This is a genomic window from Microbispora bryophytorum, assembly GCF_006874465.1.
Lineage (GTDB): Bacteria > Actinomycetota > Actinomycetes > Streptosporangiales > Streptosporangiaceae > Microbispora > Microbispora bryophytorum.
Genome location: NZ_VIRL01000011.1, coordinates 16,745 through 41,005, shown reverse-complemented (window position 1 = coordinate 41,005; position 24,261 = coordinate 16,745). Strand labels below are relative to the sequence as shown.

General features: G+C 70.7%; 21 protein-coding genes. 16 read left to right on the top strand and 5 right to left on the bottom strand.

Translation table 11 applies throughout. The features are described 5' to 3' along the window. Positions 1-5 precede the first annotated feature (5 nt). Entirely contained in the window at positions 6-335 is a 330-nt protein-coding gene (locus FLX07_RS20120) for a plasmid mobilization protein (RefSeq protein WP_208762301.1), read from the bottom strand. An 821-nt stretch (positions 336-1,156) separates the two neighbouring features. Here FLX07_RS20120 and epsC point away from each other — a divergent pair. The 8 genes from epsC to FLX07_RS20075 all read left to right on the top strand — a co-directional run bounded on the left by epsC (position 1,157) and on the right by FLX07_RS20075 (position 8,868). Continuing rightward, positions 1,157-3,139, top strand: coding sequence for a serine O-acetyltransferase EpsC (epsC, locus tag FLX07_RS20110; protein WP_208762300.1), 1,983 nt, complete (start codon positions 1,157-1,159; stop codon positions 3,137-3,139). After that, the gene (locus tag FLX07_RS20105; protein ID WP_142572368.1) at positions 3,136-4,488 is read left to right on the top strand and encodes an ATP-binding protein; all 1,353 of its coding nucleotides are present in this window, start codon (positions 3,136-3,138) and stop codon (positions 4,486-4,488) included. Before epsC ends, FLX07_RS20105 begins: the two co-directional genes overlap by 4 nt. Beyond that, on the top strand, positions 4,485-5,789 hold the full coding sequence (locus tag FLX07_RS20100; protein WP_208762299.1) for an MFS transporter: 1,305 nt from the start codon (positions 4,485-4,487) through the stop codon (positions 5,787-5,789). Before FLX07_RS20105 ends, FLX07_RS20100 begins: the two co-directional genes overlap by 4 nt. Further along, positions 5,789-6,466 carry a TRM11 family SAM-dependent methyltransferase gene (locus FLX07_RS20095; RefSeq protein ID WP_142572367.1) on the top strand — a complete coding sequence of 226 codons (678 nt, stop codon included), beginning with the start codon at positions 5,789-5,791 and terminating at the stop codon, positions 6,464-6,466. Before FLX07_RS20100 ends, FLX07_RS20095 begins: the two co-directional genes overlap by 1 nt. After that, positions 6,463-7,398, top strand: a complete 936-nt coding sequence (locus FLX07_RS20090; protein WP_142572366.1) for a PLP-dependent cysteine synthase family protein — start codon at positions 6,463-6,465, stop codon at positions 7,396-7,398. The genes FLX07_RS20095 and FLX07_RS20090 overlap by 4 nt, the downstream gene beginning before the upstream one ends. Positions 7,399-7,495: 97 nt before the next feature. Further along, a complete protein-coding gene (locus FLX07_RS20085; RefSeq protein ID WP_268239523.1) occupies positions 7,496-7,894 on the top strand; it encodes an ArsR/SmtB family transcription factor in 399 nt (132 codons plus the stop codon). Continuing rightward, a complete protein-coding gene (locus FLX07_RS20080) occupies positions 7,827-8,309 on the top strand; it encodes an SRPBCC family protein (protein WP_142572365.1) in 483 nt (160 codons plus the stop codon). The genes FLX07_RS20085 and FLX07_RS20080 overlap by 68 nt, the downstream gene beginning before the upstream one ends. Further along, on the top strand, positions 8,296-8,868 hold the full coding sequence (locus tag FLX07_RS20075) for a TIGR03086 family metal-binding protein (protein WP_142572364.1): 573 nt from the start codon (positions 8,296-8,298) through the stop codon (positions 8,866-8,868). The genes FLX07_RS20080 and FLX07_RS20075 overlap by 14 nt, the downstream gene beginning before the upstream one ends. 58 nt (positions 8,869-8,926) lie before the next feature. On the opposite strand, the gene FLX07_RS20070 is transcribed toward FLX07_RS20075, so the two are convergent. Next, positions 8,927-9,781 (bottom strand): PAC2 family protein, encoded by an 855-nt coding sequence (locus FLX07_RS20070; RefSeq protein WP_142572363.1) that lies wholly within the window; start codon positions 9,779-9,781, stop codon positions 8,927-8,929. 217 nt (positions 9,782-9,998) lie between these two features. On the opposite strand from FLX07_RS20070, the gene metH reads away from it, so the two are divergent. The 8 genes from metH (at position 9,999) to FLX07_RS20030 (ending at position 21,138) form a co-directional block, all read left to right on the top strand. Then, on the top strand, positions 9,999-13,466 hold the full coding sequence (gene metH, locus FLX07_RS20065) for a methionine synthase (RefSeq protein WP_142572362.1): 3,468 nt from the start codon (positions 9,999-10,001) through the stop codon (positions 13,464-13,466). An 81-nt stretch (positions 13,467-13,547) separates the two neighbouring features. Beyond that, positions 13,548-14,189: an HAD family hydrolase gene (locus tag FLX07_RS20060; protein WP_142572361.1), complete on the top strand. Its 642-nt coding sequence runs from the start codon at positions 13,548-13,550 to the stop codon at positions 14,187-14,189. A 69-nt stretch (positions 14,190-14,258) separates the two neighbouring features. Continuing rightward, positions 14,259-14,783, top strand: coding sequence for a cellulose synthase (locus FLX07_RS20055; RefSeq protein WP_142572360.1), 525 nt, complete (start codon positions 14,259-14,261; stop codon positions 14,781-14,783). A 366-nt stretch (positions 14,784-15,149) separates the two neighbouring features. Then, on the top strand, positions 15,150-16,142 hold the full coding sequence (locus FLX07_RS20050; RefSeq protein ID WP_142572359.1) for an ABC transporter permease: 993 nt from the start codon (positions 15,150-15,152) through the stop codon (positions 16,140-16,142). A gap of 51 nt (positions 16,143-16,193) precedes the next feature. Then, complete coding sequence (locus FLX07_RS20045; RefSeq protein ID WP_142572358.1) at positions 16,194-17,972, top strand: ABC transporter substrate-binding protein; 1,779 nt, start codon at positions 16,194-16,196, stop codon at positions 17,970-17,972. A 90-nt stretch (positions 17,973-18,062) separates the two neighbouring features. Continuing rightward, positions 18,063-19,082 carry an ABC transporter permease gene (locus tag FLX07_RS20040; RefSeq protein ID WP_142572357.1) on the top strand — a complete coding sequence of 340 codons (1,020 nt, stop codon included), beginning with the start codon at positions 18,063-18,065 and terminating at the stop codon, positions 19,080-19,082. After that, positions 19,079-20,104 (top strand): ABC transporter ATP-binding protein, encoded by a 1,026-nt coding sequence (locus tag FLX07_RS20035; RefSeq protein WP_142572356.1) that lies wholly within the window; start codon positions 19,079-19,081, stop codon positions 20,102-20,104. The genes FLX07_RS20040 and FLX07_RS20035 overlap by 4 nt, the downstream gene beginning before the upstream one ends. After that, positions 20,101-21,138, top strand: coding sequence for an ABC transporter ATP-binding protein (locus FLX07_RS20030; RefSeq protein ID WP_189105029.1), 1,038 nt, complete (start codon positions 20,101-20,103; stop codon positions 21,136-21,138). Before FLX07_RS20035 ends, FLX07_RS20030 begins: the two co-directional genes overlap by 4 nt. An 89-nt stretch (positions 21,139-21,227) precedes the next feature. Here the strand turns inward: FLX07_RS20030 and FLX07_RS20025 are convergent, their stop codons facing one another. The 3 genes from FLX07_RS20025 to FLX07_RS20015 all read right to left on the bottom strand — a co-directional run bounded on the left by FLX07_RS20025 (position 21,228) and on the right by FLX07_RS20015 (position 24,229). Next, complete coding sequence (locus FLX07_RS20025; protein ID WP_142572355.1) at positions 21,228-21,911, bottom strand: response regulator; 684 nt, start codon at positions 21,909-21,911, stop codon at positions 21,228-21,230. 97 nt (positions 21,912-22,008) lie between these two features. Next, complete coding sequence (locus FLX07_RS20020; RefSeq protein WP_142572354.1) at positions 22,009-23,253, bottom strand: sensor histidine kinase; 1,245 nt, start codon at positions 23,251-23,253, stop codon at positions 22,009-22,011. Positions 23,254-23,368: 115 nt separating this feature from the next. Continuing rightward, complete coding sequence (locus FLX07_RS20015; RefSeq protein ID WP_142572353.1) at positions 23,369-24,229, bottom strand: RecB family exonuclease; 861 nt, start codon at positions 24,227-24,229, stop codon at positions 23,369-23,371. Positions 24,230-24,261: the final 32 nt, after the last annotated feature.

The window sequence follows — 24,261 nt, the reverse complement described above, 5'->3', positions numbered from 1 at the left end:
CCGGATCAGGCCGCGTGGTCGCGGAGGTACTGGGCGAACGCCTCCCGGGCCAGTTGCGACACGGTCTTGCCCTCCCGTTCCGCCAGCGCCCTGGCGGCCGCCTTCTCCTCCGGACTCAGGCGGAACGTGACCTGAGGTGAGCGCCTGCCCGGTGCCGTGAGAGAGGGACGGCCGACCGTCCGGCGCACGTGCGCGACCGCGGCCTCGACGTAGGCCTCGTCGATCCGATTCCCCCTCCTGTCGTAGATCTCCTCGGCGCCCAGGTCGACGTCCGACTCGTCGTCCGGGGCGAACTCGACGTCCTCCGGAGGCCAGGGGCCGGTGTACTCGGTCATGGCTCGTTCCTCCTTAGCGCGGTCGGCATCGCGTGGATCACCAGCAAGTACTTCTCGGTCAGAACGGCGATCACCTCGAGCTCCAGCCCGCGATCATCTATGCCGAGCCAGTGCCACTGCTCGTCCAGCCCAGGACCGGGTGGCGGCACTATACGGGGCGGCTGACCCCGGATGACGGCAAGGACCCGTGCTGTCCCGATGCGATGCCTCCGCGCTGACTGCGGGAACCTGATTCTACGCACGAAGAGGGATTGTGCCATGCACAATTGGTTGCCGTTCACTTATTGTGATTGATCGTTTGCTTTCGGTTTGCTGGTGCGGTGTCTCGATGAGGGCAACGAGGGTGGACGACGACTTGGCCAAGCTCGTCTGGCCGCCCTCGCCCGGCCCGCCGCCGCGTCTGCTGCAGCCGCGGCCGCCCGGCCCGCCCGCGCGCCGTGCTCGGCCGGGACTCGGAGCTGACGCATCCCCCTCGCCTTCTTTATTCTCCCGCCGTGCCGGTCTGTTCGCCGGCCGGCGTTTTCGCGTTCTGCGACAGCGCCGGCCCGCGACATTCCCTCCATGGGCTCGGAGAATTCGGTAGGACGCCTGTCCGGTCGGGGTCGCCGGCCCGCCGATTACCGGTCGAAGGCCGTCCGAGTAGGGGTTGACCTGTGCTTGCACGGCCACCACGCTTACCCAATAACCGAGAAAAAAGGGTCCGTAATTCACTGCCCCGGAAATGGTCGTGGAGCATCTCCAGGCCAGTGGCGGTCTGCCATTCCAGCGATCCGGGTTTTCATTGATGGTTTATTCGCCGAGGTGAATGTGAGGAGGCGAAGATGCCGCATGCCGATTTCAGGTCTTCTCCGCCGCCCCCGGGAAGCGAACGGCCGGAGAGACTGCTGCGCCTCCTGGCCGAGGATCTGCGGACGATCGTCGAGCGGGACCCGTCCGTACGCGACCGGAGGGAGGCGTTGCTGCACCCGGTGCTCCCGGCGATGTGGCTGCACCGGGTCGCCCACCGGCTGCACCGGCGCGGACGGCGACTGCCCGCCCGGCTGCTGATGCTCCTCGCGCGATGCGTCACCGGCGTGGAGATCCACCCGGGTGCGGTGCTCGGACGCCGGGTCTTCGTCGACCACGGCGCGGCCGTGGTGATCGGGGAGACCGCGGTCGTGGGCGACGACGTGACCATCTACCACCAGGTGACGCTGGGAGCGGTCGGCTGGTGGCGCGACAACCTGCGCCCGGACGGGGAACGGCGGCACCCCGTGATCGGAGCCCGCGTGGTGCTGGGCGTCGGCGCGACCGTCCTCGGCCCGGTGTGCGTGGGCGACGACGCGGTCATCGGGGCGCGGGCGCTCGTCCTCGGCGACGTGCCCGCCGGCGCGCGCGCCCTCGCCCCCGCCGGAACCGTGTCACCACCTCGCGCCGGCACGGCCTCTCACACGGTCTCCCGCACGGCCCGAGCCGGCCTGCCGCGACCTCCAGAAGAAAGGAATGGATCGATGAATCCGGACAGCACGGTCCTGATAGTCGGCGCCACGGACGAAACCGTGCGCAAGGCCAAGGAGCTGGGCCTGACCGTCCTGCTGCTCCAGCACCCCACCAAGGTCAGCCCCGAGCAGGAGGAGCTCGCCGACGTCCTGCGCGTTCTGGACTACACCGAGTGGGCGGCCGTCGAGCCCGTGGCGAGGGAGCTGTGGCAGGAGCCGGGCTTCCGCGTCGCGCTGTCCATCACCGAGCCCGGCCTGGAGAACGCGGGACGGATCAACGACCTGTTCGGCCTGGGCGGCACCGGCTACGAGGTCACCAGGAGATTCCGCGACAAACTGGCCATGCGCCGCCACCTCGCGTCGGTTCCGGGCGCCGAGCTCGACCCCTCCGCGGTGGCCGCCGCGCCGCTCCTGCGGCGAGAGGACCTGGACTCCTTCGGAGCCGTCCACGGCTACCCGTTCATCGTCAAGCCGACCGACGCGACCGCGAGCATCGGCGTGTTCCGGATCGGGGGGCCGCAGGACGCCGAGCCGGTCTGGGCCACGGTGGAAGGGCTGCGCGGCACCCGGACCGACCGGGTCTCGACCATGTACCTCCTGCAGGACTTCCTCATGGAGGAGTACGTCGAGGGACCGGAGTTCAGCGTCGAGGCGTTCAGCTTCGCGGGCCGCCACGTCGTCGTGGCGATCACCGAGAAGTTCGTGCACGCCGACCGGTTCGCGGAGCTCGGCCACGCCGTGCCCGCCCGGCTGGACGAGCCGGTCCGGGAGCGGATCAGCGCGAGCGTGCGTCGCTTCCTCGACCTGATCGGCCTCAGCGACGGCGTCACGCACACCGAGCTGCGGCTCGGCCCGCACGGCCCGGTGGTCATCGAGAGCCACAACCGGGTCGCCGGCGACATGATCCCGGAGCTCGTGCGCGGCGCGTACGGCATCGACCTGGTGGAGTACGCCCTGGGCTGGCCGTTCGGGCTGGTCCCCGAGCTGCCGGACCGGCCGGAGGCGCACGCGGGGGCCAGCGTCCGCTCCCTGGTGGGCGAGCCGGGCCGGGTCGAGTCGGTGGAGGGCGTCGCCGACGCCGCGGCCCGCGACGACGTGCTCGACGTGCGCGTCACCGCCAAGCCCGGCGACACGGTGCGCGCGTTGCGCGACAACTGGGACCGGCTCGGCCTGGTCGCGGTGACCGGCCCCGACACGGACGCGGCCATCCGCCGCGGCGCGGAGGTCATCGACGACGCCATCCGGATCCGGATCGTGGGCGAGGACGGGCGGACCTCGCTCGCGTACGCGGCCGAGGCCCGATCCCTGGCGGAGGTGCCGGCATGAGTGAGCGAACCGAGCGCATCGATGAGCACGGCGAGCCGCGCACGCGACCCGGAACCGCCGGGCGAGGGGGTGACACGAGCGTCGTCATCGTGCACCGCAACCCGATGGAGCCGTTCCCGTACGACCGCTGGCTGCGCGACCACAAGGGCCCGGTGGTGATCCTCGCCGCCCGCGACAGGTTCGAGCCGTTCGGCGAGCGGATCCCCGAGGGGAACCTCGGCTACACGCACCTGGAGCTCTTCGACCACGACGACGAGGTGGCCGGGCGGGTCGCGCGCCTCGCCGCCGAGTACGGCGCCACGCACCTGATCGGGGAGCACGAGGCCGACGTCCTGCGCGTGGCCGCCCTGCGCGAGGAGCTCGGGCTGCCCGGCGCGCGGGCCGCCGACGTGCTGCCTTTCCGGGACAAGGCCCTGATGAAGGAGCACGCGGCGCGGGCCGGCGTGGAGGTCGCCCCGCACGCCGTGCCGCGGACCGCGGCGGACGTGCAGGCCTTCGCCGACGTTCACGGGTTCCCTCTCGTGGTCAAGAACAGGGCCGGTTTCAACTCGATCGGCCTGCGCATCCTGCGCGACCGGGACGCGCTGACGGCCTTCCTCACCGAGGCGTACGGCTCGCGCCGGGACGGGCGGCGAGACGACCTCCTGCTGGAGGCGTACGTGCCCGGCCGCATGTGCCACGTCGACGGGCTGGTGGTGAACGGCGAGGTCGTGCTGGCCTGGCCCTCGCAGTACCAGTACGAGCTGGCGTCGTTCGGCACCGACTCCGGCTCCCGGGTCGACCTGGCGCTCGACCCCGGCGATCCGCTCACCGGCCGCCTGCTGGAGCTGACCGGGCGGACGCTGGCGGCGCTGCGGCGGCCCGGCGGCCGGCTGCGCGACCACGCCTTCCACGCGGAGATCTTCCACACGCCGGACGACCGGCTGGTGCTGTGCGAGATCGCCTGCCGGTCCGGCGGCGGGAAGATCCGGGAGGTCTTCCACACCCTCTTCGGGGTCAATCTCGCCGAGTGCTCCATCCGGGCCCAGCTCGGCCTCCCGCTGCCCGACGTGGAGCGGGCCGTGCGTCCGGGGCGGCGGCCGGAGCCGGCGCGGATGGCCGGCCAGGTGCTGATGATGAAGCGGCCGGGATTCATCCACGCGCTGCCCGACGTCCCGCCGGAGCCCTGGGTGGAGCACTTCTGGCTCTACGCGAGGCCGGGCCAGGTGGTCCCGCCCGCCGCGGGCTCGGCCGACTTTCTCACCGTGGCCATCGCCTCGGCGCCCTCCCGCGCGGAGTGCGAGCGCAGGCTGCGCTCGCTCGGCGCGCGACTGGAGGAGCAGGTGCGGATCGGGGCGGTGCCGTCGTGACCCGCCCCTCGGCGCAGGCGCGCTACATGGCCGGAATGGTGGTCGACGCCACCGGCAGCGGCATGTACCTGCCTCTGTCGCTGCTGTTCTTCCACCACGTCACCGGGCTGCCGATCGAGCGGGTCGGCGTCATCATGACCGCGGCGGCGCTGTTCAGCCTGGTCGGCAACCCGATCGCGGGTGTGCTCGTCGACCGCTTCGGCGCGCGGGCCGTCGTCGTGGGCGGCTACCTGGTGCGTGCCGTGGGGTTCGCCGCCTACCCGCTGGTGGACTCGCCGCTGACGATGTTCCTCGCGGTGGCGCTGGTGGCGCTCGGCGACGGCTCCTACCCGCCGTCGATCCAGTCGTTCGTCGCCGCGATCGCGCGGGGCGCCGACCGCGACAGGCTCCTCGCCGCGCAGCGCAGCCTGCGCAACGCCGGACTCGGCGCGGGCGGCCTCATCGCGGGCGCCGCGCTCGGCCTGGGCAGCGACGCCGCCTACCGGGTGATCGTCCTGGTCAGCGCCGCCGCGTTCGCCGGCGCCGCACTGATCCTCCATACGATCCCCGTCCCCGGCAGCCCGGTTCCCGGTACGCGGACCGGCACGGCCCCGAGGGAGGCGGGCCGGCGGAGCGGGGGATACCGGCTCGTCCTGCGCGATCGCACGTTCCTCGCGCTGACCCTGCAGAACGTGCCGACCGCCTTCGGCTACATGGTGCTGTCGGTGGCGCTGCCCGTCTATGTCACGCAGGAACTGGACGTGCCCGCGTCGCTGGTCGGCGTGCTGTACGCGGTCAACACCGTCGGCATCGCGCTGCTGCAGATTCCGGTGACGCGGCGGCTGATCCGGTATCGGCGCACCCGCACGGTCGCGGCGGGCGCCGCCACGTTCGCGGTGTCGTTCGCGGCGTTCGCCCTGCTGGCCGGGGTTCCCGCACGGCCGGTCGCCCTGGCCGGGGTCTTCGCGGCGACGGCGCTGTTCACGGTGGGGGAGATGCTGCACGGCGCGCCGCTGTCCGCGCTGGTGTCGAGCGCGGCCCCGGAGGAGACCCGCGGCAGGTACATGGCGGTCTACCAGTTCTCCTGGGCGATCCCGATCACGCTGGCTCCGGCCGTGCTGACCGCGCTGCTGAGCCTGTCGCCGGTCTCCATGTGGGTGCTGCTGGCGGCAGGCGTGTCCTGCTCGGCCCTCACCATGCTCCGCCTTGAGCCACGGCTACCCGCCCGGGCCGTGCACGCGCGGACTCAGGAAGACCACGAAGAGACAGACACGGAAGACCGTCGCGCCGCGACGGCGAGACAGAAGGCTGGTGTGGAGTGATGGGCAGATCGAGTTGGCACGTGCTGCAGGGAGAGGACCCGGCGTACGCGCTGCCGGAGGCCGCCGGCCAGTGCGGCTGGGTGAGCCAGTTGCGGCCCCTGATCGTCGAGATGAGCCGGCCGGGCGACGTCGTGCTCGACCCGTTCGCCGGCTGGGGGACCACGCTGGTGGCGTGCGCGGTCGAGTCCCGGAAGGGGATCGGCCTGGAGGTCTCGCCGGAGCGCGCGGAGCAGGCGCGCAAGCGCCTGGAGGCGTACCCCGGCCAGACGATGCTGTGCGCCGACGCCCGCACGCCGCCGCTGCCGCCGGAGTCGGTGGACTTCGTCCTGGCCGACCTGCCCTATTTCGGCACCAACCTCGACACCGACTCCTCCGTGGACGGCCAGTTCTACGCGCTGCGCGACTACGACGCGTACCTGAGCGCGATCGACGAGGCCTTCGCCGCGGTGACGAAGGTCATGCGGCCCGGCGCGCGGGCGGTGCTCGCCGTGCAGAACCGCCGCCTGGCGGGCAGGTTCGTGCCGCTGGCCTGGGACGTCGCCCGCGTGCTCGGCCGGCACCTGACCCTCGGCGACGAGCGGATCCACTGCTACGACCGGCCGGTGAGCGACGACGACCCGATGCTGACCAACCGCTCGCACGAATACCTGCTGGTGGCCGCGAAGGAGCAGGCATGATCCCTCTGATCGGCCGCGAGATAGCGACCGGAATCGACGACCTCATCGGCGGCACGCCCCTGCTCCGCCTCGCCCTCGACGGCCTGCCCCCGGCCGCCACCGTGCTCGCCAAGCTGGAGGCGGCCAACCCGCTGTCGAGCATCAAGGACCGGGTGGCGCTGCGCATGATCGAGGACGCCGAGGCGTCCGGGGCCCTGACCCCGGGCGCGACCGTGATCGAGTCGACGTCGGGCAACACCGGAATCGCCCTGGCGGCGCTCGCCGTCAGCCGGGGATACCCGTGCGTCGTCGTGATGCCGGACAACGCGTCGCGGGAGCGCACGCTGACCCTGCACATGCTGGGCGCCCAGGTCGAGTTCACCGACCACGTCCTCGGCTTCCAGGGATGCGTCGACCGGGCGAGGGAGCTGCACGCCGCCGTCCCCGGGTCCTGGTACGCCCGCCAGCACGAGAATCCCGCCAACGTCATGGCCCACTACACGACCACGGGGCCGGAGATCTGGGCCGGCACCGGCGGCGAGGTCGACGTGCTGGTGTGCGGAGTCGGGACCGGCGGAACCCTCACCGGCACCGCCCGCTACCTCCGCGAGCGCAATCCCCGGCTGCGCGTCGTCGCGGTGGAGCCGGAGGGCTCCCCCCTGCTGTCGGGGGGCGCCCCGGGGCCGCACCGGATCCCCGGCCTCAACGGCGGCTTCACCAGCCCCGTCACCGACGTCACCCTCATCGACGATGTGATCACCGTGCCGGACGGCGAGGCGGCCGCCATGACCCGGCTCATCGCGGCCACGACCGGGCTGCTGGTCGGGGTCTCCTCGGGCGCGGCGGCGTACGGCTGCGCCGAACTGGCCCGCCGCGAGGACCTGTCGGGGCAGACCGTCGTGACGATCTTCCCCGACACCGGTGAGCGCTACCTCAGCTGGTGGCCGGCCTGACCAGGCGTACGGCATGAGCAGCGCTTTCAACCGAAGGGTTGACGATGAGGGAGTCGCCGCATACGATCCTTTCAACCATCGGGTTGAAACTTAGGGGGTGTCGGCCACGGACGCGCTGTCCCGGGTCTTCGCGGCCCTCGCCGATCCGACCCGGCGCGACATGGTCGCGCGGCTCTCGGAGGGCGAGGCGACCGTGAGCCGGCTGGCCGAGCCGTACCGGATGACGTTGCAGGCCGTCTACAAGCACTTGCGGGTGCTCGAGGAGGCCGGGCTCGTCAGCCGGCCGCGAGGGCCGCAGCCCCGGCCGGTACGCCTGGAGGTCGAGGCCCTCGACCTCGTGGACACCTGGATCGAGCGGCACCGGGACCGCGTCGAGCAGCGCTATCGCCGGCTCGACGCCGTCCTGGAGGAGATGGAGAGTGACGAGCATGAACAGGAACACGCAGACGTCCGTCGAGGCCGACCCGAGTCTGCCGGTCATCCGGATGACGCGTGACTTCGCGGCGACGCCGGAGCGGCTGTTGCGCGCCCACACGGACCCCGCGCTGTTCGTCCGGTGGGTGGGTCCCGACGCCACGAGCAGCCGGATCGAGCACTGGGACGCGCGCACCGGCGGCAGCTGGCGGTACGTCTCCGTGCACGACGGCGTGGAATACGGGTTCCACGGCTGCTTCCACGAGGTCCGGCCGGACCGGATCGTGCAGACCTTCACGTTCGAGGGCGATCCCGACGGTGTCGCGCTGGAGACGCTGTGGTTCGAGGACCTGGGCGACGGCCGTACGCGGCTGCGGGCGCAGTCACTGGTCGACAGCTTCGAAAGCCGTGACGCGTGGCTGCGCAGCGGTATGGAGACCGGTGTCGACGAGGGTTACGCGAAGCTGGACCGGATGCTCGCCGATGGCGCTGTCTGACCGCCCGGACGAGCGGCACCGGCAGGTCGCCGGGCTGTTCGCCGAGCGGGTCCGCGGCACCCGGTGCTGGGACGCGCCATCCCCGGTCGCCGGTTGGACCGCCCGTGACGTCGTGCGTCACCTGACCGAATGGTTCCCCGGGTTTCTCGCCTCCGGCGCCGGAGTCGAACTGCCTCGCGGGCCGTCCGCGGACGAGGACCCGGTCGCCGCGTGGGAGGTTCACCGCGCCGGTGTGCAGGCGGTGCTCGACGATCCGGAGACGGCGCACCGGGAACTCGGCAACCCGCATGTCGGCGTCCTGCCGCTGGAGACCGCGATCGACCGCTTCTACACCGCTGACGTGTTCATGCACACCTGGGATCTGGCCAGGGCCACCGCCCAGGACGACCGGCTGGACCCCGGCTTCTGTGCTCGGCTCCTCGCCGAGATGGAGCCGATGGAGCAGGTGCTCCGCTCCTCCGGCCAGTTCGGGGTCAGGGTCGAGGTGCCGGACGGCGCCGACGCCCAGGCCAGGCTGCTGGGTCTCATCGGCCGGGACCCGTTCTGGCCGGGGCGGTGAGCCCGACGCCGCCCGTCCCGGCCGGCTCGGGCACCGGCCGGGACGCCGTCTCGCGGGGTCAGCGGTCGGTGCCGCGGTCGCGGCGGCGCAGGTAGCGCTCGAACTCCGCCGCGATGGCGTCGCCGCTGGCCTCGGGCAGCTCCGCGGCGTCCTTGCGCTCCTCCAGCTCTCGCACGTACTCGGCCACCTCGCTGTCCTGGGCCGCCAGCTCGTCCACGCCGTGCTCCCAGGCTCGCGCCTCCTCGGCCAGGTCGCCGTACGGCATCGGGATGTCGAGCATGTCCTCGATGCGGCGCAGCAGCGCCAGGGTGGCCTTGGGGTTGGGTGGCTGGGCGACGTAGTGCGGGACCGACGCCCACAGGGACACCGCCTGCACTCCGGCGGTGCCGAGGGTGTGCTGCAGCACGCCCACGATGCCCGTGGGGCCCTCGTACTTGGTCAGCTCCAGGTTGAGCGCGCGGGCCATGCCGGGGTCGCTGACCGAGCCGGTGATCGGTACCGGCCGGGTGTGCGGGGAGTCGTTGAGCAGCGCGCCGAGCAGGACGGCCAGCTCGATGCCGAGATCGTGGCAGAGCCCGACGATCTCGGCGCAGAACGACCGCCACCGCATGTTGGGCTCGATGCCGCGCAGCAGCACCACGTCGCGCTTGGCGCCCGGCGGGCGGGCCAGCAGCAGCCGGGTCGTCGGCCAGACGATGGAGCGGGTCACGCCGTCGCCGAGCTCGACCACCGGCCGGGTCACCTGGAAGTCGTAGTAGTCCTCGGGGTCCAGCTCGACGAGCGGGGTGGCCTTCCACTCGGACTCGAGGTGCGCGAGCACGCCGCTGGACGCCTCGCCGGCGTCGTTCCATCCTTCGAACGCGGCGATCAGCACCGGGTCGACGAGCTCGGGGAGCCCTTCGAACTCGATCACGCGCCGCCTCCTCACTGGCCTTGTGCAGTATGGCTCAGTCCAAGACTATTCGCTGAGGGGCCCCGTACGTCACCTCCGCAGGGCACCGGCCCGTCGCGCTGCCCTGACCTGCGGCGCGTGACGACGCCGGGAAATCGGCCGCCCCTTACCCGACCGGTATTCCCGTTTCGCCCGTGGGATCGGCGTCCCATGCGGCGGGGCCGATAAGCTTGCCTCCATGACCAGCAGACCGTCGTCGTTCCGAGAAGTGCTGTCCGAGCGAGTTCTGATCGCCGACGGAGCGATGGGGACGATGCTGCAGTCCTACGACCCCACCCTTGACGACTTCCAGGGCCATGAGGGCTGCAACGACGTGCTCAACGTGAGCCGCCCCGACATCGTGCGGGCCGTGCATGACGCCTATCTGGAGGTCGGCGTCGACTGCGTCGAGACCAACACCTTCAACGCCAACCGTGCGGCCCTGGGCGAGTACGGCATCGAGGACCGCATCTTCGAGCTCTCGGAGGCGGGCGCTCGGCTGGCCAGAGAGCGCGCCGACCACTGGTCGACGCCGGACAGGCCCCGGTTCGTCCTCGGCTCGATGGGTCCCGGCACGAAGCTCCCCACGCTCGGCCACCTGCCTTACGAGACGCTGCGCGACGCCTACCGCGACAACGCCGCCGGACTGATCGCGGGCGGGGCCGACGCCCTGATCATCGAGACCTGCCAGGACCTGCTGCAGGTGCGCGCGGCGGTCGTCGGCGCGAAGCGGGCGGTCGAGGCCTCCGGGCGGGACGTGCTGATCATCACGCAGGTCACCATCGAGACCAACGGCGCGATGCTGCTGGGCTCCGAGATCGGCGCCGCGCTGACCGCGATCGAGCCGCTCGGCGTCGACCTGATCGGCCTCAACTGCGCCACCGGCCCGACCGAGATGAGCGAGCACCTGCGCTACCTGGCCAGGCACTCGCGGATCCCGATCTCCTGCATGCCGAACGCGGGTCTGCCGCAGCTCACGTCCGACGGCGCGTACTACCCGCTGAGCCCGGAGAAGCTGGCGGACGCGCACGAGGCGTTCACCCGCGACTACGGGCTCGCGCTCGTGGGCGGCTGCTGCGGCACCACGCCCGAGCACCTGCGCCAGGTGGTCGAGCGGGTGGGCGGGCGCGCCCGCGGCGAGCGGCGGCCCCGCCCGGAGGCGGGGGCGGCGTCGCTCTACCAGCACGTGCCGTTCCGGCAGGACACCTCCTACCTCGCCATCGGCGAGCGGACCAACGCCAACGGCTCCAAGGCGTTCCGCGAGGCGATGCTGGCCTCCGACTACGAGGAGTGCGTGGAGATCGCCAGGGCGCAGGCCCGCGACGGCGCGCACATGCTCGACCTGTGCGTCGACTACGTCGGCCGCGACGGGGTCGCCGACATGAAGGAGCTGGCGTTCCGGTTCGCCACCGCCTCGACGCTGCCGATCGTGATCGACTCCACCGAGCCCGCCGTGCTGGAGGCCGGGCTGGAGATGCTCGGCGGCCGGGCCGTGGTCAACTCGGTGAACTACGAGGACGGCGACGGCCCCGACTCGCGCTACCAGAAGATCATGCGCCTGGTGAAGGAGCACGGCGCGGCCGTGGTCGCGCTGACCATCGACGAGGAGGGCCAGGCCCGCACCGCCGAGGGGAAGGTGCGCATCGCCACCCGGCTCATCGAGGACCTGGTGAACACCTGGGGCATGCGGGTCGAGGACATCATCGTCGACTGCCTCACCTTCCCCATCGCCACCGGTCAGGAGGAGACCCGGCGCGACGGGATCGAGACGATCGAGGCCATCCGCGAGCTCAAGCGCCGCTACCCGGGCGTGCAGACCACGCTCGGCGTCTCCAACGTGTCGTTCGGCCTCAACCCGGCCGCCCGCATGGTGCTGAACAGCGTCTTCCTCAACGAGTGCGTCAACGCGGGGCTCGACTCCGCGATCGTGCACGCCTCCAAGATCCTGCCGATGAACCGGATCCCGGACGACCGGCGGCAGATCGCGCTCGACCTCGTGTACGACCGCAGGCGCGAGGGCTACGACCCGCTGCAGCGGTTCATGGAGCTGTTCGAGGGCGTGGACGCGGCGTCGATGAAGGCCGGCAAGGCGGCCGAGCTGGCCGGGCTGCCTCTGTGGGAGCGGCTCAAGCGGCGCATCGTCGACGGCGAGCGCAAGGGCCTGGAGGCCGATCTCGACGAGGGCCTGGCGCAGCGGCCGGCCTTGGAGATCATCAACGACGTCCTGCTCGACGGCATGAAGGTCGTCGGCGAGCTGTTCGGCTCCGGCGAGATGCAGCTTCCCTTCGTGCTGCAGTCGGCCGAGGTGATGAAGACCGCCGTGGCCCACCTCGAACCGCACATGGAGAAGGTCGAGGGCAGCAGCAAGGGCCGCATCGTGCTGGCCACGGTCAAGGGCGACGTCCACGACATCGGCAAGAACCTCGTGGACATCATCCTGTCCAACAACGGCTACGACGTGGTGAACCTCGGCATCAAGCAGCCGGTGTCGGCGATCCTGGAGGCCGCCGAGGAGCACCGCGCCGACGTGGTCGGCATGTCCGGGCTCCTGGTCAAGTCCACCGTGGTCATGAAGGAGAACCTGGAGGAGATGAACTCCCGGGGTCTCGCGGACAGGTATCCCGTCCTGCTCGGCGGCGCCGCCCTCACCAGGGCGTACGTGGAGCAGGACCTGGCCGACGTCTTCCGGGGCGAGGTCCGCTACGCGCGTGACGCGTTCGAGGGGCTGCGCCTGATGGACGCCTTCATGGCGGTCAAGCGCGGTGAGGACGGCGCGGCGCTGCCGCCGCTGCGCGAGCGGCGGGTGAAGACCGGCGCCGTGCTGAAGCGGACCGCCGAGGAGGACCTGCCGGCCCGTTCCGACGTCGCGGCCGACAACCCGCTGCCCGCCCCGCCGTTCCTCGGCGACCGGATCGTGAAGGGCGTCCCGCTGGCCGACTACGCCGCCTTCCTCGACGAGCGGGCGACGTTCATGGGCCAGTGGGGTCTCAAGGCCGCCAGGGGCGGCGAGGGCCCGTCGTACGAGGAGCTGGTCGAGACCGAGGGCAGGCCCCGGCTGCGGATGTGGCTGGAGCGGCTGCAGACGGAGAACCTGCTGGAGGCGGCGGTCGCCTACGGCTACTTCCCCTGTGTCAGCGAGGGCGACAGCCTGATCATCCTTGACGACGACGGCAAGGAGCGGACCCGCTTCACCTTCCCGCGGCAGCGGCGCGACCGGCACCTGTGCCTGGCCGACTTCTTCCGCTCCCGCGAGTCCGGGGAGACCGACGTCGTCGCCTTCCAGGTGGTCACGATGGGCAACCGGATCAGCGAGGCCACGGCCGAGCTCTTCGCCAAGGACGCCTACCGCGATTACCTGGAGCTCCACGGTCTGTCGGTGCAGCTCACCGAGGCGCTGGCCGAATACTGGCACGCGCGGGTGCGGTCGGAGCTGGGCATCGGCGGCGACGAGTCGCTGGCCGACATGCTCAAGGTGAACATCGCCGGCTGCCGCTACTCCTTCGGCTACCCGGCCTGCCCCAACCTGGAGGACCAGGTGCAGGTCATGGAGCTGCTCGACCCCGCCCGCATCGGCGTGACGCTGTCGGAGGAGTTCCAGCTCCACCCCGAGCAGGCCACCTCCGCCCTGGTCGTCCACCACCCCGAGGCGAAGTACTTCAACGTCTGACCGGCCGCATGGGCGTTCACGTGCGCCCCTTACCATGTTGGTCCCCCCCTGATCGGGGGTTCCACCGGGGGAAGGGGCCACGTGGACGCCGTGCTGTTCGACATGGACGGATTGCTCGTCGACACCGAAGGTGTGTGGTTCGAGGTCGAGACCGAGGTGGTCACCCGCCTCGGCGGAGACTGGGGTCCTGAGCACCAGGAGCAGCTCGTGGGCGGCTCCTGGGACCGCACCGTCGCGTACATGCTGGAGCTGACGCAGGCCGACGCCGACCCCGCGGTCGTGGGGGAGTGGCTGATCGACGGCATGGAACGCCGGCTGTCGAGAGGCGTCGAACCCATGCCGGGAGCCCTCGACCTGCTGCGCGGGCTCGGCGACCAGGGCGTGCGCACGGCGCTGGTCACCTCGTCGCTGCGGATCATCGCCGACGCCGTGCTCAAGGCCGTCGGCCGGGAGCACTTCGAGATCATCGTGACGGCCGACGACGTCACGTGCACCAAGCCGCACCCGGAGCCGTACCTGACCGCGGCCGGCCTGCTGTCGGTGGACCCGGAGCGGTGCGTCGCGCTGGAGGACTCGCCGAACGGCGTCGCCTCGGCGACCGCCGCGGGCTGCCGGGTCGTCGCCGTGCCGGGCGTCCTGCCGATCGCCCAGGCGCCCGGGCGGGTCGTCATGCCCTCGCTGCTCGACGTGGACGTGGACTTCCTGCGGTCGCTCGTCCGGTAGCGCGGGCCCCCGCGTCGTCGCCTTCGGGGTGCCAGGATGGGGGTACGCCGTGGACGAAGGGGACCCGCCATGACATTCGACGACATCGCCTGGCTGCCGCTGTGCGCCGGCCTCACCGCGGTAGGGGTCGGCCTCAGCTACCTGACCTTCCGGCGCAGGGGGGTGACCGCCGGCCTGCGGGCCACCGCATGGTCCCTGCTGCCGCTGGCGGCCTACCTCACCGGAGCGCTGCAGACGCTATGGAACGTCGGCGCGGCGGTGGTGGGCTTCGTGACCGGCCTGGTCCTGTCGCCCGCGGTGTGGGCCGGGGTGGTCCTGGCCGGGCTGTCGGCGCTGCTGTTCGTCGTCTCCGGCACGTTGCGCGGGCGGGCCCTGTCCCGGACCCGTACGGCACGGCCGGAGCCGGGCGGCGGCGCCGCGGCGCCTGAACGGTCCGCCGCGGCTCGAACGGCCGCGCCTCAAGCGGCCACCCCCAAAGCGGCCACCACCAAAACGGCACAGACCGGGAAAACCGCGCCACGACAGGTGGAACAGCCCGCTGGGGATGATTTCTCCGACATCGAGGCCATTCTCAAACGGCGCGGAATCGACTGATCATCTCACATGGTGAGACCAAGTTACCAGCGAGTGCAATGTTACAGTTCCACGACATAATCGAAACGCGACGCGGACAAACCCTTCAAGATCAACACGAATGAGTTTCGCATGAATCACAGTTGAGCCACAGCGCGCCTCTGGGGACTGGTCAGCCCAGCTCAGACCATAGATTCTGCCTCCGGGGGTCGCACACCACGCGGCCCCTTCGGACAATGTCGTCTGGGATCCAGGGGGCCTGCACCACATGGCCGTGCGAGGCAAGGTCGTAAGCGGCCACCGCTTCTCCATCGCCGGATCGATCCCGGGCTACCCCGAGCGCCGCACCGCGAACGCGGTCCGCTCGGGCAGGGCGAAGGAGGATCGATGACCGCGCCGATGGACGTCACCGGTGGGGACACACAGGCCACGCCGGAGGCCGTCGTCGACGCGGCGGGCGGCCCGGCGATCCAGGGCCGGTCCCTCGGTCAGATCGCCTGGATGCGTCTCAAGCGCGACAAGGTCGCTCTGGCCGGCGGTCTGATCGTCATCTTCCTGATCCTGGTCGCGGTCTTCGCGCCGGTGATCGCGGGGGCGTTCGGACAGGACCCGACGCAGTTCAACTCCGACCTCATCGACTCCTCCACGATGGTGCCCAAGACGGGCACCGGCATCAGCGCCGACCACCTGTTCGGCATCGAGCCGGTGAACGGCCGCGACATCTTCAGCCGGGTCGTGTACGGCGCGCGGATCTCGCTGCTCATCGCCTTCCTGGCCACGCTGCTCTCGGTGGTCATCGGCACCCTGCTCGGGGTCACCGCGGGCTTCTTCGGAGGCCTGGTCGACTCGATCATCAGCAAGACCATGGACGTCTTCCTGGCCTTCCCGCTCCTGGTCTTCGCGATCGCGCTGGCGGGCATCGTCCCCGACTCGGCGTTCGGCCTGACCGGCGACACGCTGCGCGTCTCGCTGCTGGTGTTCATCATCGGCTTCTTCAACTGGCCGTACATCGGGCGGATCGTCCGGGGGCAGACCCTGTCGCTGCGCGAGCGGGAGTTCGTGGACGCGGCGCGCAGCCTTGGGGCGCGCGGGCCGTACATCATCTTCCGTGAGCTGCTGCCGAACCTGATCGCGCCGATCCTCGTCTACTCGACGCTGCTGATCCCCACGAACGTGCTGTTCGAGGCGGCGCTGTCGTTCCTCGGCGTCGGCGTGCGCCCGCCCACCCCCACCTGGGGCGGCATGCTGGCGGACGCGGTGCGGTTCTACACGATCCCGCACTTCATGTTCTTCCCCGGCATGGCGATCTTCATCACGGTCCTGGCGTTCAACCTGTTCGGCGACGGCCTGCGGGACGCTCTCGACCCGAAGGCCCGCTGAGCCCCTCCCTTCTCGTAAAGTCCCCCGGCTCCTATCACCAAGGGGTTTGCAATGCTAAGAAGAAGACTGGGTGTGGCGGCCATCGGCGCCGTGCTCGCCCTTGCCGTTGCCGCCTGCGGCGGCGGTTCGGGCAGCAGCTCGCCGTCGTCCTCCGGCGACGCCGCGGGCGGCGGCGCCGCCGCGACCGGCGAGTTCAACGCCGCCCTGACGGGGATCGTGAACCCGTCGGACAAGAAGGGCGGCATCCTCAAGTTCGCCAACGGCGGTGACTGGGACTCCCTCGACCCGGGCGACACCTACTACGGCTACTCCTGGAACTTCATCCGCCTGTACGGCCGGTCGCTGCTGATGTTCAAGTCCGCCGTGGGCAAGGAGGGCAACCAGCTCACCCCCGACCTCGCCGAGGACCTGGGCACGCCCAGCGACGACGCCAAGACCTGGACGTACAAGCTCAAGAAGGGCATCAAGTTCGAGGACGGCACCCCGGTCACGTCCAAGGACGTGAAGTACGCCGTGGAGCGGTCGTTCGACAAGGAGGTGTTCCCCGACGGGTACACCTACTTCAACGACTTCCTCGACTGGCCGAAGGGCTACAAGGGCGCCTACAAGTCCAAGGACGTCAACACCGACAGCGCGATCGAGACGCCCGACGACTCCACGATCGTCTTCCACCTGAAGCAGCCGCTGAGCAACTTCGACTACTTCGCCCAGCTTCCCGCCACGATCCCGGTCCCCAAGGACAAGGACACCGGCGCGAAGTACAAGGAACACATCATCGCCACCGGGCCGTACAAGTTCGAGAAGAACGAGATCGGCAAGGGCTTCACGCTGGTCCGCAACGAGCAGTGGGACCCGGCGACCGACCCGAACCGCAAGGCGCTGCCGGACGGCTACGAGGTCTCCACCAACGTCAACGCCGACGACATCGACAACCGGATCCTCGCCGGCGACCTCGACATCGACGTCGCGGGCATCGGCATCCAGCCGGCGGCCCTCGGCCGGGTCCTCCCGGACCCCGCCCTGAAGGCGAACTCCGACAACCCGACCAGCACCCGCCTCTGGTACACCTCGATCAACGGCAACGTCCCGCCGCTCGACAACCTCGACTGCCGCAAGGCCGTCGAATACGCCACGGACAAGGTCTCCCTCCAGACCGCCTGGGGCGGCGAGTTCTCCGGCGGACAGATCGCGACCAGCCTGCTGCCGCCGGCCATCCCCGGCCACGAGGACTTCAACCTCTACCCGCCGGGCGCCGACAACAAGGGCGACCTGGCCAAGGCCAAGGAGGCGCTGACCGCCTGCGGTCAGCCGGGCGGCTTCGAGACCAACATCTCCTACCGCGCCGAGCGGCCCAAGGAGAAGGCGGCCGCCGAGGCGCTGCAGCAGTCCCTCGGCCGGGTCGGCATCAAGCTCACGCTCAAGCCGTTCCCGCAGGCCGACTACTTCGCGCTGTACGCCGGCAAGCCGGGCTACGCCAAGGACAACAAGATCGGTCTGGCCATGAACGGCTGGCAGTCCGACTGGCCCGACGGCTTCGGCTTCCTGCAGCAGATCGTCGACAGCCGCGTCATCCGTGACACCGGCGGCTCCTCCAACATCAGCGTCCGCGACCCCGAGGTCGACAAGCTGATCGACCAGGCGATGAAGGAGACCGACACCGACGCCCGCAACGCGATCTGGACCCAGATCGACAAGAAGGTCATGGACGACGCCTTCATCCTGCCGAACGTGTGGACGAAGACCCTGCTCGTGCGGAGCAAGAACGCCACGAACATCTTCGTCAACGACGCGTACGGCATGTACGACTACCTCGGCATGGGCGTCAAGTAAGCGCTCGCCGAGACCAGACAGATCCGATAGACGCGTGAACGCGGCAAGGGGGCCGGTCCGACAGGGCCGGCCCCCGGAGCCGGGGGGACTGTGGTCACATACATCATCCGGCGCCTGATCTGGGCGATCGTGATGCTCACCATCGTGAGCATCATCACGTTCGGCATCTTCTTCCTGGTGCCCCGCCTGGCGGGCGCCACCTCGGAGAGCCTGGCCGCGCGCTACGTGGGGCGCACCGCCTCGGCGGAACAGGTCAAGATCGCCGCCGACAAGCTCGGCTTCAACGATCCGCTGATCGTGCAGTACGGGCGGTTCGCCAAGGGCATCGTCGCCGGCGCCGACTACGACTACGGCCCCGGCGTGGAGCGCTGCCCGGCGCCCTGCTTCGGCTACTCCTTCCTCACCCGGCTCCCCGTCTGGCCCGACCTGCTGGACCGGCTGCCCGTGACGCTCTCGCTGGCCATCGGGGCCGCCGTCATCTGGGTGTTAGCCGGTGTGGCGACCGGCGTGCTGTCCGCGCTGAGACGCGGCAGCCTGTTCGACCGCGCCGCGATGGGCGTCGCCCTGGCCGGCGTGTCACTGCCGATCTTCTTCACCGGCATCGTCTCGCTGGTCATCTTCAGCTACGGTCATCCGTTCCGGATCACCGCCCCGGGCGGCAGTTTCACGCCGTTCGACGAGAACCCGGCCATGTGGGCCTACAACCTGATCCTGCCGTGGATCACGCTGGCCTTCCTGTACGCCGCCGGGTACGCGCGGCTCACCCGGGCGGGCATGCTGGAGACGATGAGCGAGGACTACATCCGCACCGCACGGGCCAAGGGCCTGAACGAGCGGAGGGTCGTGGTCAAACACGGCCTGCGCGGCGCGCTCACCCCGATCCTCACGATCTTCGGCCTCGACCTCGGCCTGCTGCTCGGCGGCGCCGTGCTCACCGAGAGCACCTACTCGCTGCCCGGCATGGGCAAGTACGCGATCGACGCGATCACCAACCAGGACCTGCCCAAGGTCATGGGCGTGACGCTCGTCGCCGCGTTCTTCGTGGTCTTCGCGAACCTGATCGTCGACCTCCTGTACGCCGTCGTGGACCCGAGGGTGAGGCTGGGATGAGCTTCCTGGAACTGAAGGACCTGCGGATCCACTTCCCGACCGACGACGGCCTGGTCAAGTCCGTCGACGGGCTGTCGTTCACCCTGGAGCGGGGCAGGACGCTCGGCATCGTTGGCGAGTCCGGCTCCGGCAAGAGCGTGACCAGCCTCGGCATCCTCGGCCTGCACAAGGGCGGGCGCGCCCGCATCTCGGGCGAGATCTGGCTGGACGGCGAGGAGCTCGTCGGCGCCAGCCAGGAGCACGTGCGGGCGCTGCGCGGCAAGAAGATGGCGATGATCTTCCAGGATCCGCTGTCGGCGATGCACCCGTTCTACACGGTCGGCGAGCAGATCATCGAGGCCTACCGCATCCACAACGACGTCAGCAAGAAGGTCGCGCGCAAGCACGCGATCGACATGCTCGGCCGCGTGGGCATCCCGCAGCCGGAGCGGCGCGTGGACAGCTACCCCCACGAGTTCTCCGGCGGCATGCGGCAGCGCGCCATGATCGCCATGGCGCTGAGCTGCGACCCGGAACTGCTGATCGCCGACGAGCCGACGACCGCGCTCGACGTGACCGTGCAGGCGCAGATCCTCGACCTGATGCGCGACCTGCAGCGCGACTTCAACGCCGCGCTGATCGTCATCACCCACGACCTCGGCGTCGTCGCCGAGCTGTCCGACGACATCCTCGTGATGTACGGCGGCAAGTGCGTCGAGTACGGCACCTCCGACGACATCTTCGAACGGCCCGAGCACCCCTACACGTGGGGCCTGCTCGGCTCGATGCCGCGGCTGGACCGCGAGCCGACCGAACGGCTGCTGCCGATCAAGGGCTCGCCGCCCTCGCTGATCAACGTGCCGTCCGGCTGCGCCTTCCACCCGCGCTGCGCGTTCGAGGAGCGTACGGCCGGGCGGGCCAAGGCGGAGGTCCCCGAGCTGCTGGAGACCGAGGGCGGTCACCTCGTGCGCTGCCACCTGCCGCGGGAGCGGCGCCACGCCATCTGGGAGAACGAGATCAAGCCGAACCTGGAGGCGTCGTGAACGAGGAGCCCTTGCTGTCCGTACAGGGGCTGGAAAAGCACTTCCCGGTCACGAAGGGCCTGCTCAAGCGGCAGGTCGGCGCGGTCAGGGCCGTCGACGGCGTCAGCTTCGACGTGCAGAAGGGCGAGACCCTCGGCCTGGTCGGCGAGTCGGGATGCGGCAAGACCACCACCGGACGGCTCATCACCCGGCTGATCGAGCCGACCGGCGGGAAGATCCTGTTCGAGGGCAACGACATCACGCACATGTCCCAGGGCCGGATGCGTCCGCTCCGCAGGGACGTGCAGATCATCTTCCAGGACCCCTACAGCTCGCTCAACCCCCGGCACACGGTCGGCGCCATCGTGGGCGCGCCGTTCCGGATCCAGGGCATCAAGACCGAGCAGGGCATCAGGAAGGCGGTCCAGGAGATCCTCGAACTGGTCGGCCTCAACCCCGAGCACTACAACCGCTATCCGCACGAGTTCTCCGGCGGTCAGCGGCAGCGCATCGGCATCGCCAGGACGCTCGCGCTCAAGCCCAAGCTGATCATCGCGGACGAGCCGGTGTCCGCGCTCGACGTGTCGATCCAGGCCCAGGTCGTCAACCTGCTGGAGGACCTGCAGAAGGAGCTCGACCTCACCTACGTGGTGATCGCGCACGACCTGTCGGTGGTTCGGCACATCAGCGACCGCGTCGCGGTGATGTACCTCGGCAAGATCGTCGAGATCGCCGACCGCAAGGGCCTGTACGAGGCGCCGATGCACCCGTACACCAACGCGCTGCTGTCTGCGGTCCCGATCCCGGACCCGAAGCGGCGCAAGGAACGGGAGCGGATCCGGCTGCAGGGCGACGTGCCCTCGCCGCTCAATCCTCCGCCCGCCTGCCGGTTCCACACCCGCTGCTGGAAGGCGCAGGAGATCTGCAAGCAGGTCGAGCCGCCGCTGGAGACGCTCGTCTCCGGGCACCAGGTCGCCTGCCACTTCCCGGAGAACGCCCCTTCCGGCGGCGTGTCCGCGGCCTCGCCGGAGACGGCCGCCGCACCCGCGGACTGACTCTTTCCGCCGGTACGGCCCCCGCCGCCTTCCCCTCGGACGGTCGGCGGGAGCCGTACCGGCGGGGCGTGCTCCGGCCCCCGCGAAGGTCAGGAGAAGGCGCCGGGGACGATCAGGCCGGTCTCGTACGAGAGCACGACCGCCTGGACCCGATCGCGCAGCCCCAGCTTGGTCAGCACGTTGCCCACGTGGGTCTTCACGGTGGTCTCGCTGACCACGAGCTGGGCGGCGATCTCGGCGTTCGACATGCCCTTCGCGATCAGGCGTAGCACCTCGAGCTCACGCTCGGTGAGCCGGTCGAGCCGCGCGGGCGTGGCCTGCCGGTGTGCGGAGGGCAGCCGGGTGGCGAACTTGTCCAGCAGCCGCCGGGTGACGCTCGGCGCGACGATCGCGTCGCCGGCCGCCACCACGCGGATCGCCTGGATCAGCTCGTCCGGAGGCACGTCCTTGAGGAGGAACCCGCTCGCGCCGGCGCGCAGCGCCTCCACGATGTACTCGTCCAGGTCGAACGTGGTCAGCACGAGCACCTTCGGCACGTGGGCGGTGGGCGCGGCCTCCCGCACGATGCGGCGGGTCGCCTCGATGCCGTCGGTGCCGGGCATGCGGATGTCCATGAGCACCACGTCGGGCAGCAGGGCCCGGGACTGCTCCATGGCCACCGCGCCGTCGCCCGCCTCGCCCACGACGGTGACGTCCGGCTCCGCCTCCAGGATGAACCGGAACCCGGTGCGCAGCAGCGGCTGGTCGTCGACCAGCAACACCCGGATCGTCATGATGCGTCGGTCGGGAGAGGGGCGGCGGGCCGCCGGGTGGAGGGGAACACCCTGATCGTCATGGTCTGTCCTTGAAGGGGCTGTCCGTGAAGGGGCTCTACTTGAGGGCGCTGTGACTGAGGGGGAACTGCGCGCGGACCTCGAACCCGCCCCCGGCGCGGGGACCGATCCGCAGAACTCCACCATAGAGCGCCACACGCTCGCGGATGCCGACGAGGCCGTGTCCCTTGCCTCCGAGTCCCTTGCCTTCGAGTCCCTTGCCACCGATCCGCGCCGGCTCCTCCGCCGCGCCGCGCCCGTCGTCCTCGACGTGGATGCTCAGCTCGTTCGGCTCGTGCCGTACGGTCACCCAGGCGCGGGCGGCGGGTCCGGCGTGCCGCAGGCTGTTGGTCAGCGCCTCCTGCACGAGCCGGTAAGCGGCCAGATCGACCCCTGGCGGCAGGCCGCGCCGTTCGCCCTCGATCCACAGCTGGGTCCGCAGCCCCGCCTCGCGCATCTGCTCCACCAACGCCGGCAGGTCGTGCATGCCCGGCTGCGGCCCCCGCTCGGCCGGGCCGTCGGTGCGCAGCACGCCGACGATGCTGCGCATCTCCGTCATCGCCGTACGGCCCATCTCCTCGATGGCGGACAGGGCGTCCCGCGCCACGTCGGGCTTGATGTCGAGCATCTTGCGGGCGGCGGCGGCCTGGACCGTCATCACGCTGACGTGGTGGGCGACGACGTCGTGCAGCTCCCGGGCGATGCGCGAGCGCTCCTCGGCCCGGGCGGCCCTGGTGTCGGCCTCCCGCGCCCGCTCCAGCCGGTCGGCCCGCTGGACCAGCTCCGCGAGGTAGGCGCGGCGCAGCCGCAGCGCCCGGCCGCACACCCAGCACAGCAGCAGGACGGCGGTGACGACGACGTGGTCGGGCCAGGACGGGGTGATGACCCCGGCGAGGACGCCGGCGACATAGGAGGCGAAGGAGACGACGAGGGCGGCCAGGCTCAGCGCCAGCCCCCGGCAGGCGGCCACCGAATAGAGCAGCACGAGCCCGCCGAGCCTGCTCAGACCGGGGTCGTAGTGGAGCGTGTCGAGCGCCGCCTGGGGGACGCAGGTGGCCACCAGCAGCACGAAGGGCCGGCTACGCCGCAGGGCCACGGGCAGCGTGCAGGCCGCCGCCAGGATCAGGTTCAGCGCGTCCGCCGGGCGCGGTGCCGCGGACCGCAGCCACCCGGCCTCCTGTCCGGAGGCGGCCAAGGCGATCCACCACAGGGACGCGGTCGTCAGCACCACCGCGAGGATCGAGTCGGAGATCAGGAAGTGATCCCGAAGCCAGGACCGCGTACTGCCGGGGGTGGTGCGCACGTACCAAATCTAGGCGTTCGCCGCCCGCGTCCACCCTGCCCGGGAGGGATATCCCCCTCCTCCCCGCGGAGGAGCCCACTGGAGGGAGCCCCGCGGGAAAGAGCCGGGCGGGGGGTCACAGTTCGTCGCTGGCCGACCTTCTGCTCACGCGGGCGGACAGCCCGGGCTCGCGGTCGGGCACGGGCGGCGGGGTGCCGCCGAACTCCGGGCACAGCGCCTGGTGGTCGCACCAGTCGCACAGCCGCGAGCGGCGGGCGCGCCACTCACGGGTGCGCACGGCGCGCTCGATGGCCGCCCAGAGCGCCTCGACCTTGCGCTCGGTCGCCCGCAGGTCCGCCTCGTCGGGGACGTAACGCACGATCTCGCCGTTGCCCAGGTACATGAGCTGGAGCATCCGGGGGACCTGGCCGTCGCGCCGCCACAGCGCCAGCGCGTAGAACTTCATCTGGAACAGCGCCTTGGCCTCCCACTCGCGCCCCGGCGCCGTGCCCGTCTTGTAGTCCACGACCCGCACCTCGCCGGTCGGAGCGACGTCGAGCCTGTCGATGTATCCGCGCAGCAGCAGTCCGCTGTCGAGCACGACCTCGACGTACATCTCACGCTCGGCGGGCTCCAGCCGCTGGGGGTCCTCCAGCGTGAAGTAACGGTCGACCATGCCGCGGGCCTGCGTGAGCCAGGCGTCCCGCTCCTCGTCGTTCTCGAACAGCCCCGCGTAGTCGGGTTCCTCGGTGAGTAGCCGCCGCCACTGGGGCTCCAGTAGATCCTGGGCGGCGGCGACCGTCCGCGCCTGCGCGGGCAGGTCGTAGAGCCGTTCCAGCACGGCGTGAACGAGTGTGCCCCTGACCGCGGCGGCCGAGGGCCGCTCGGGGAGCTGGTCGATCACCCTGAACCGGTAGAGCAGGGGGCAGGTCATGAAGTCACCGGCCCGGGAGGGGGAAAGCGCCCCGATGACGGTGCGCTCTTCGGCGAGGGTCATGCCGGAACTGTAGGCCACCGGGCCGACAGAAC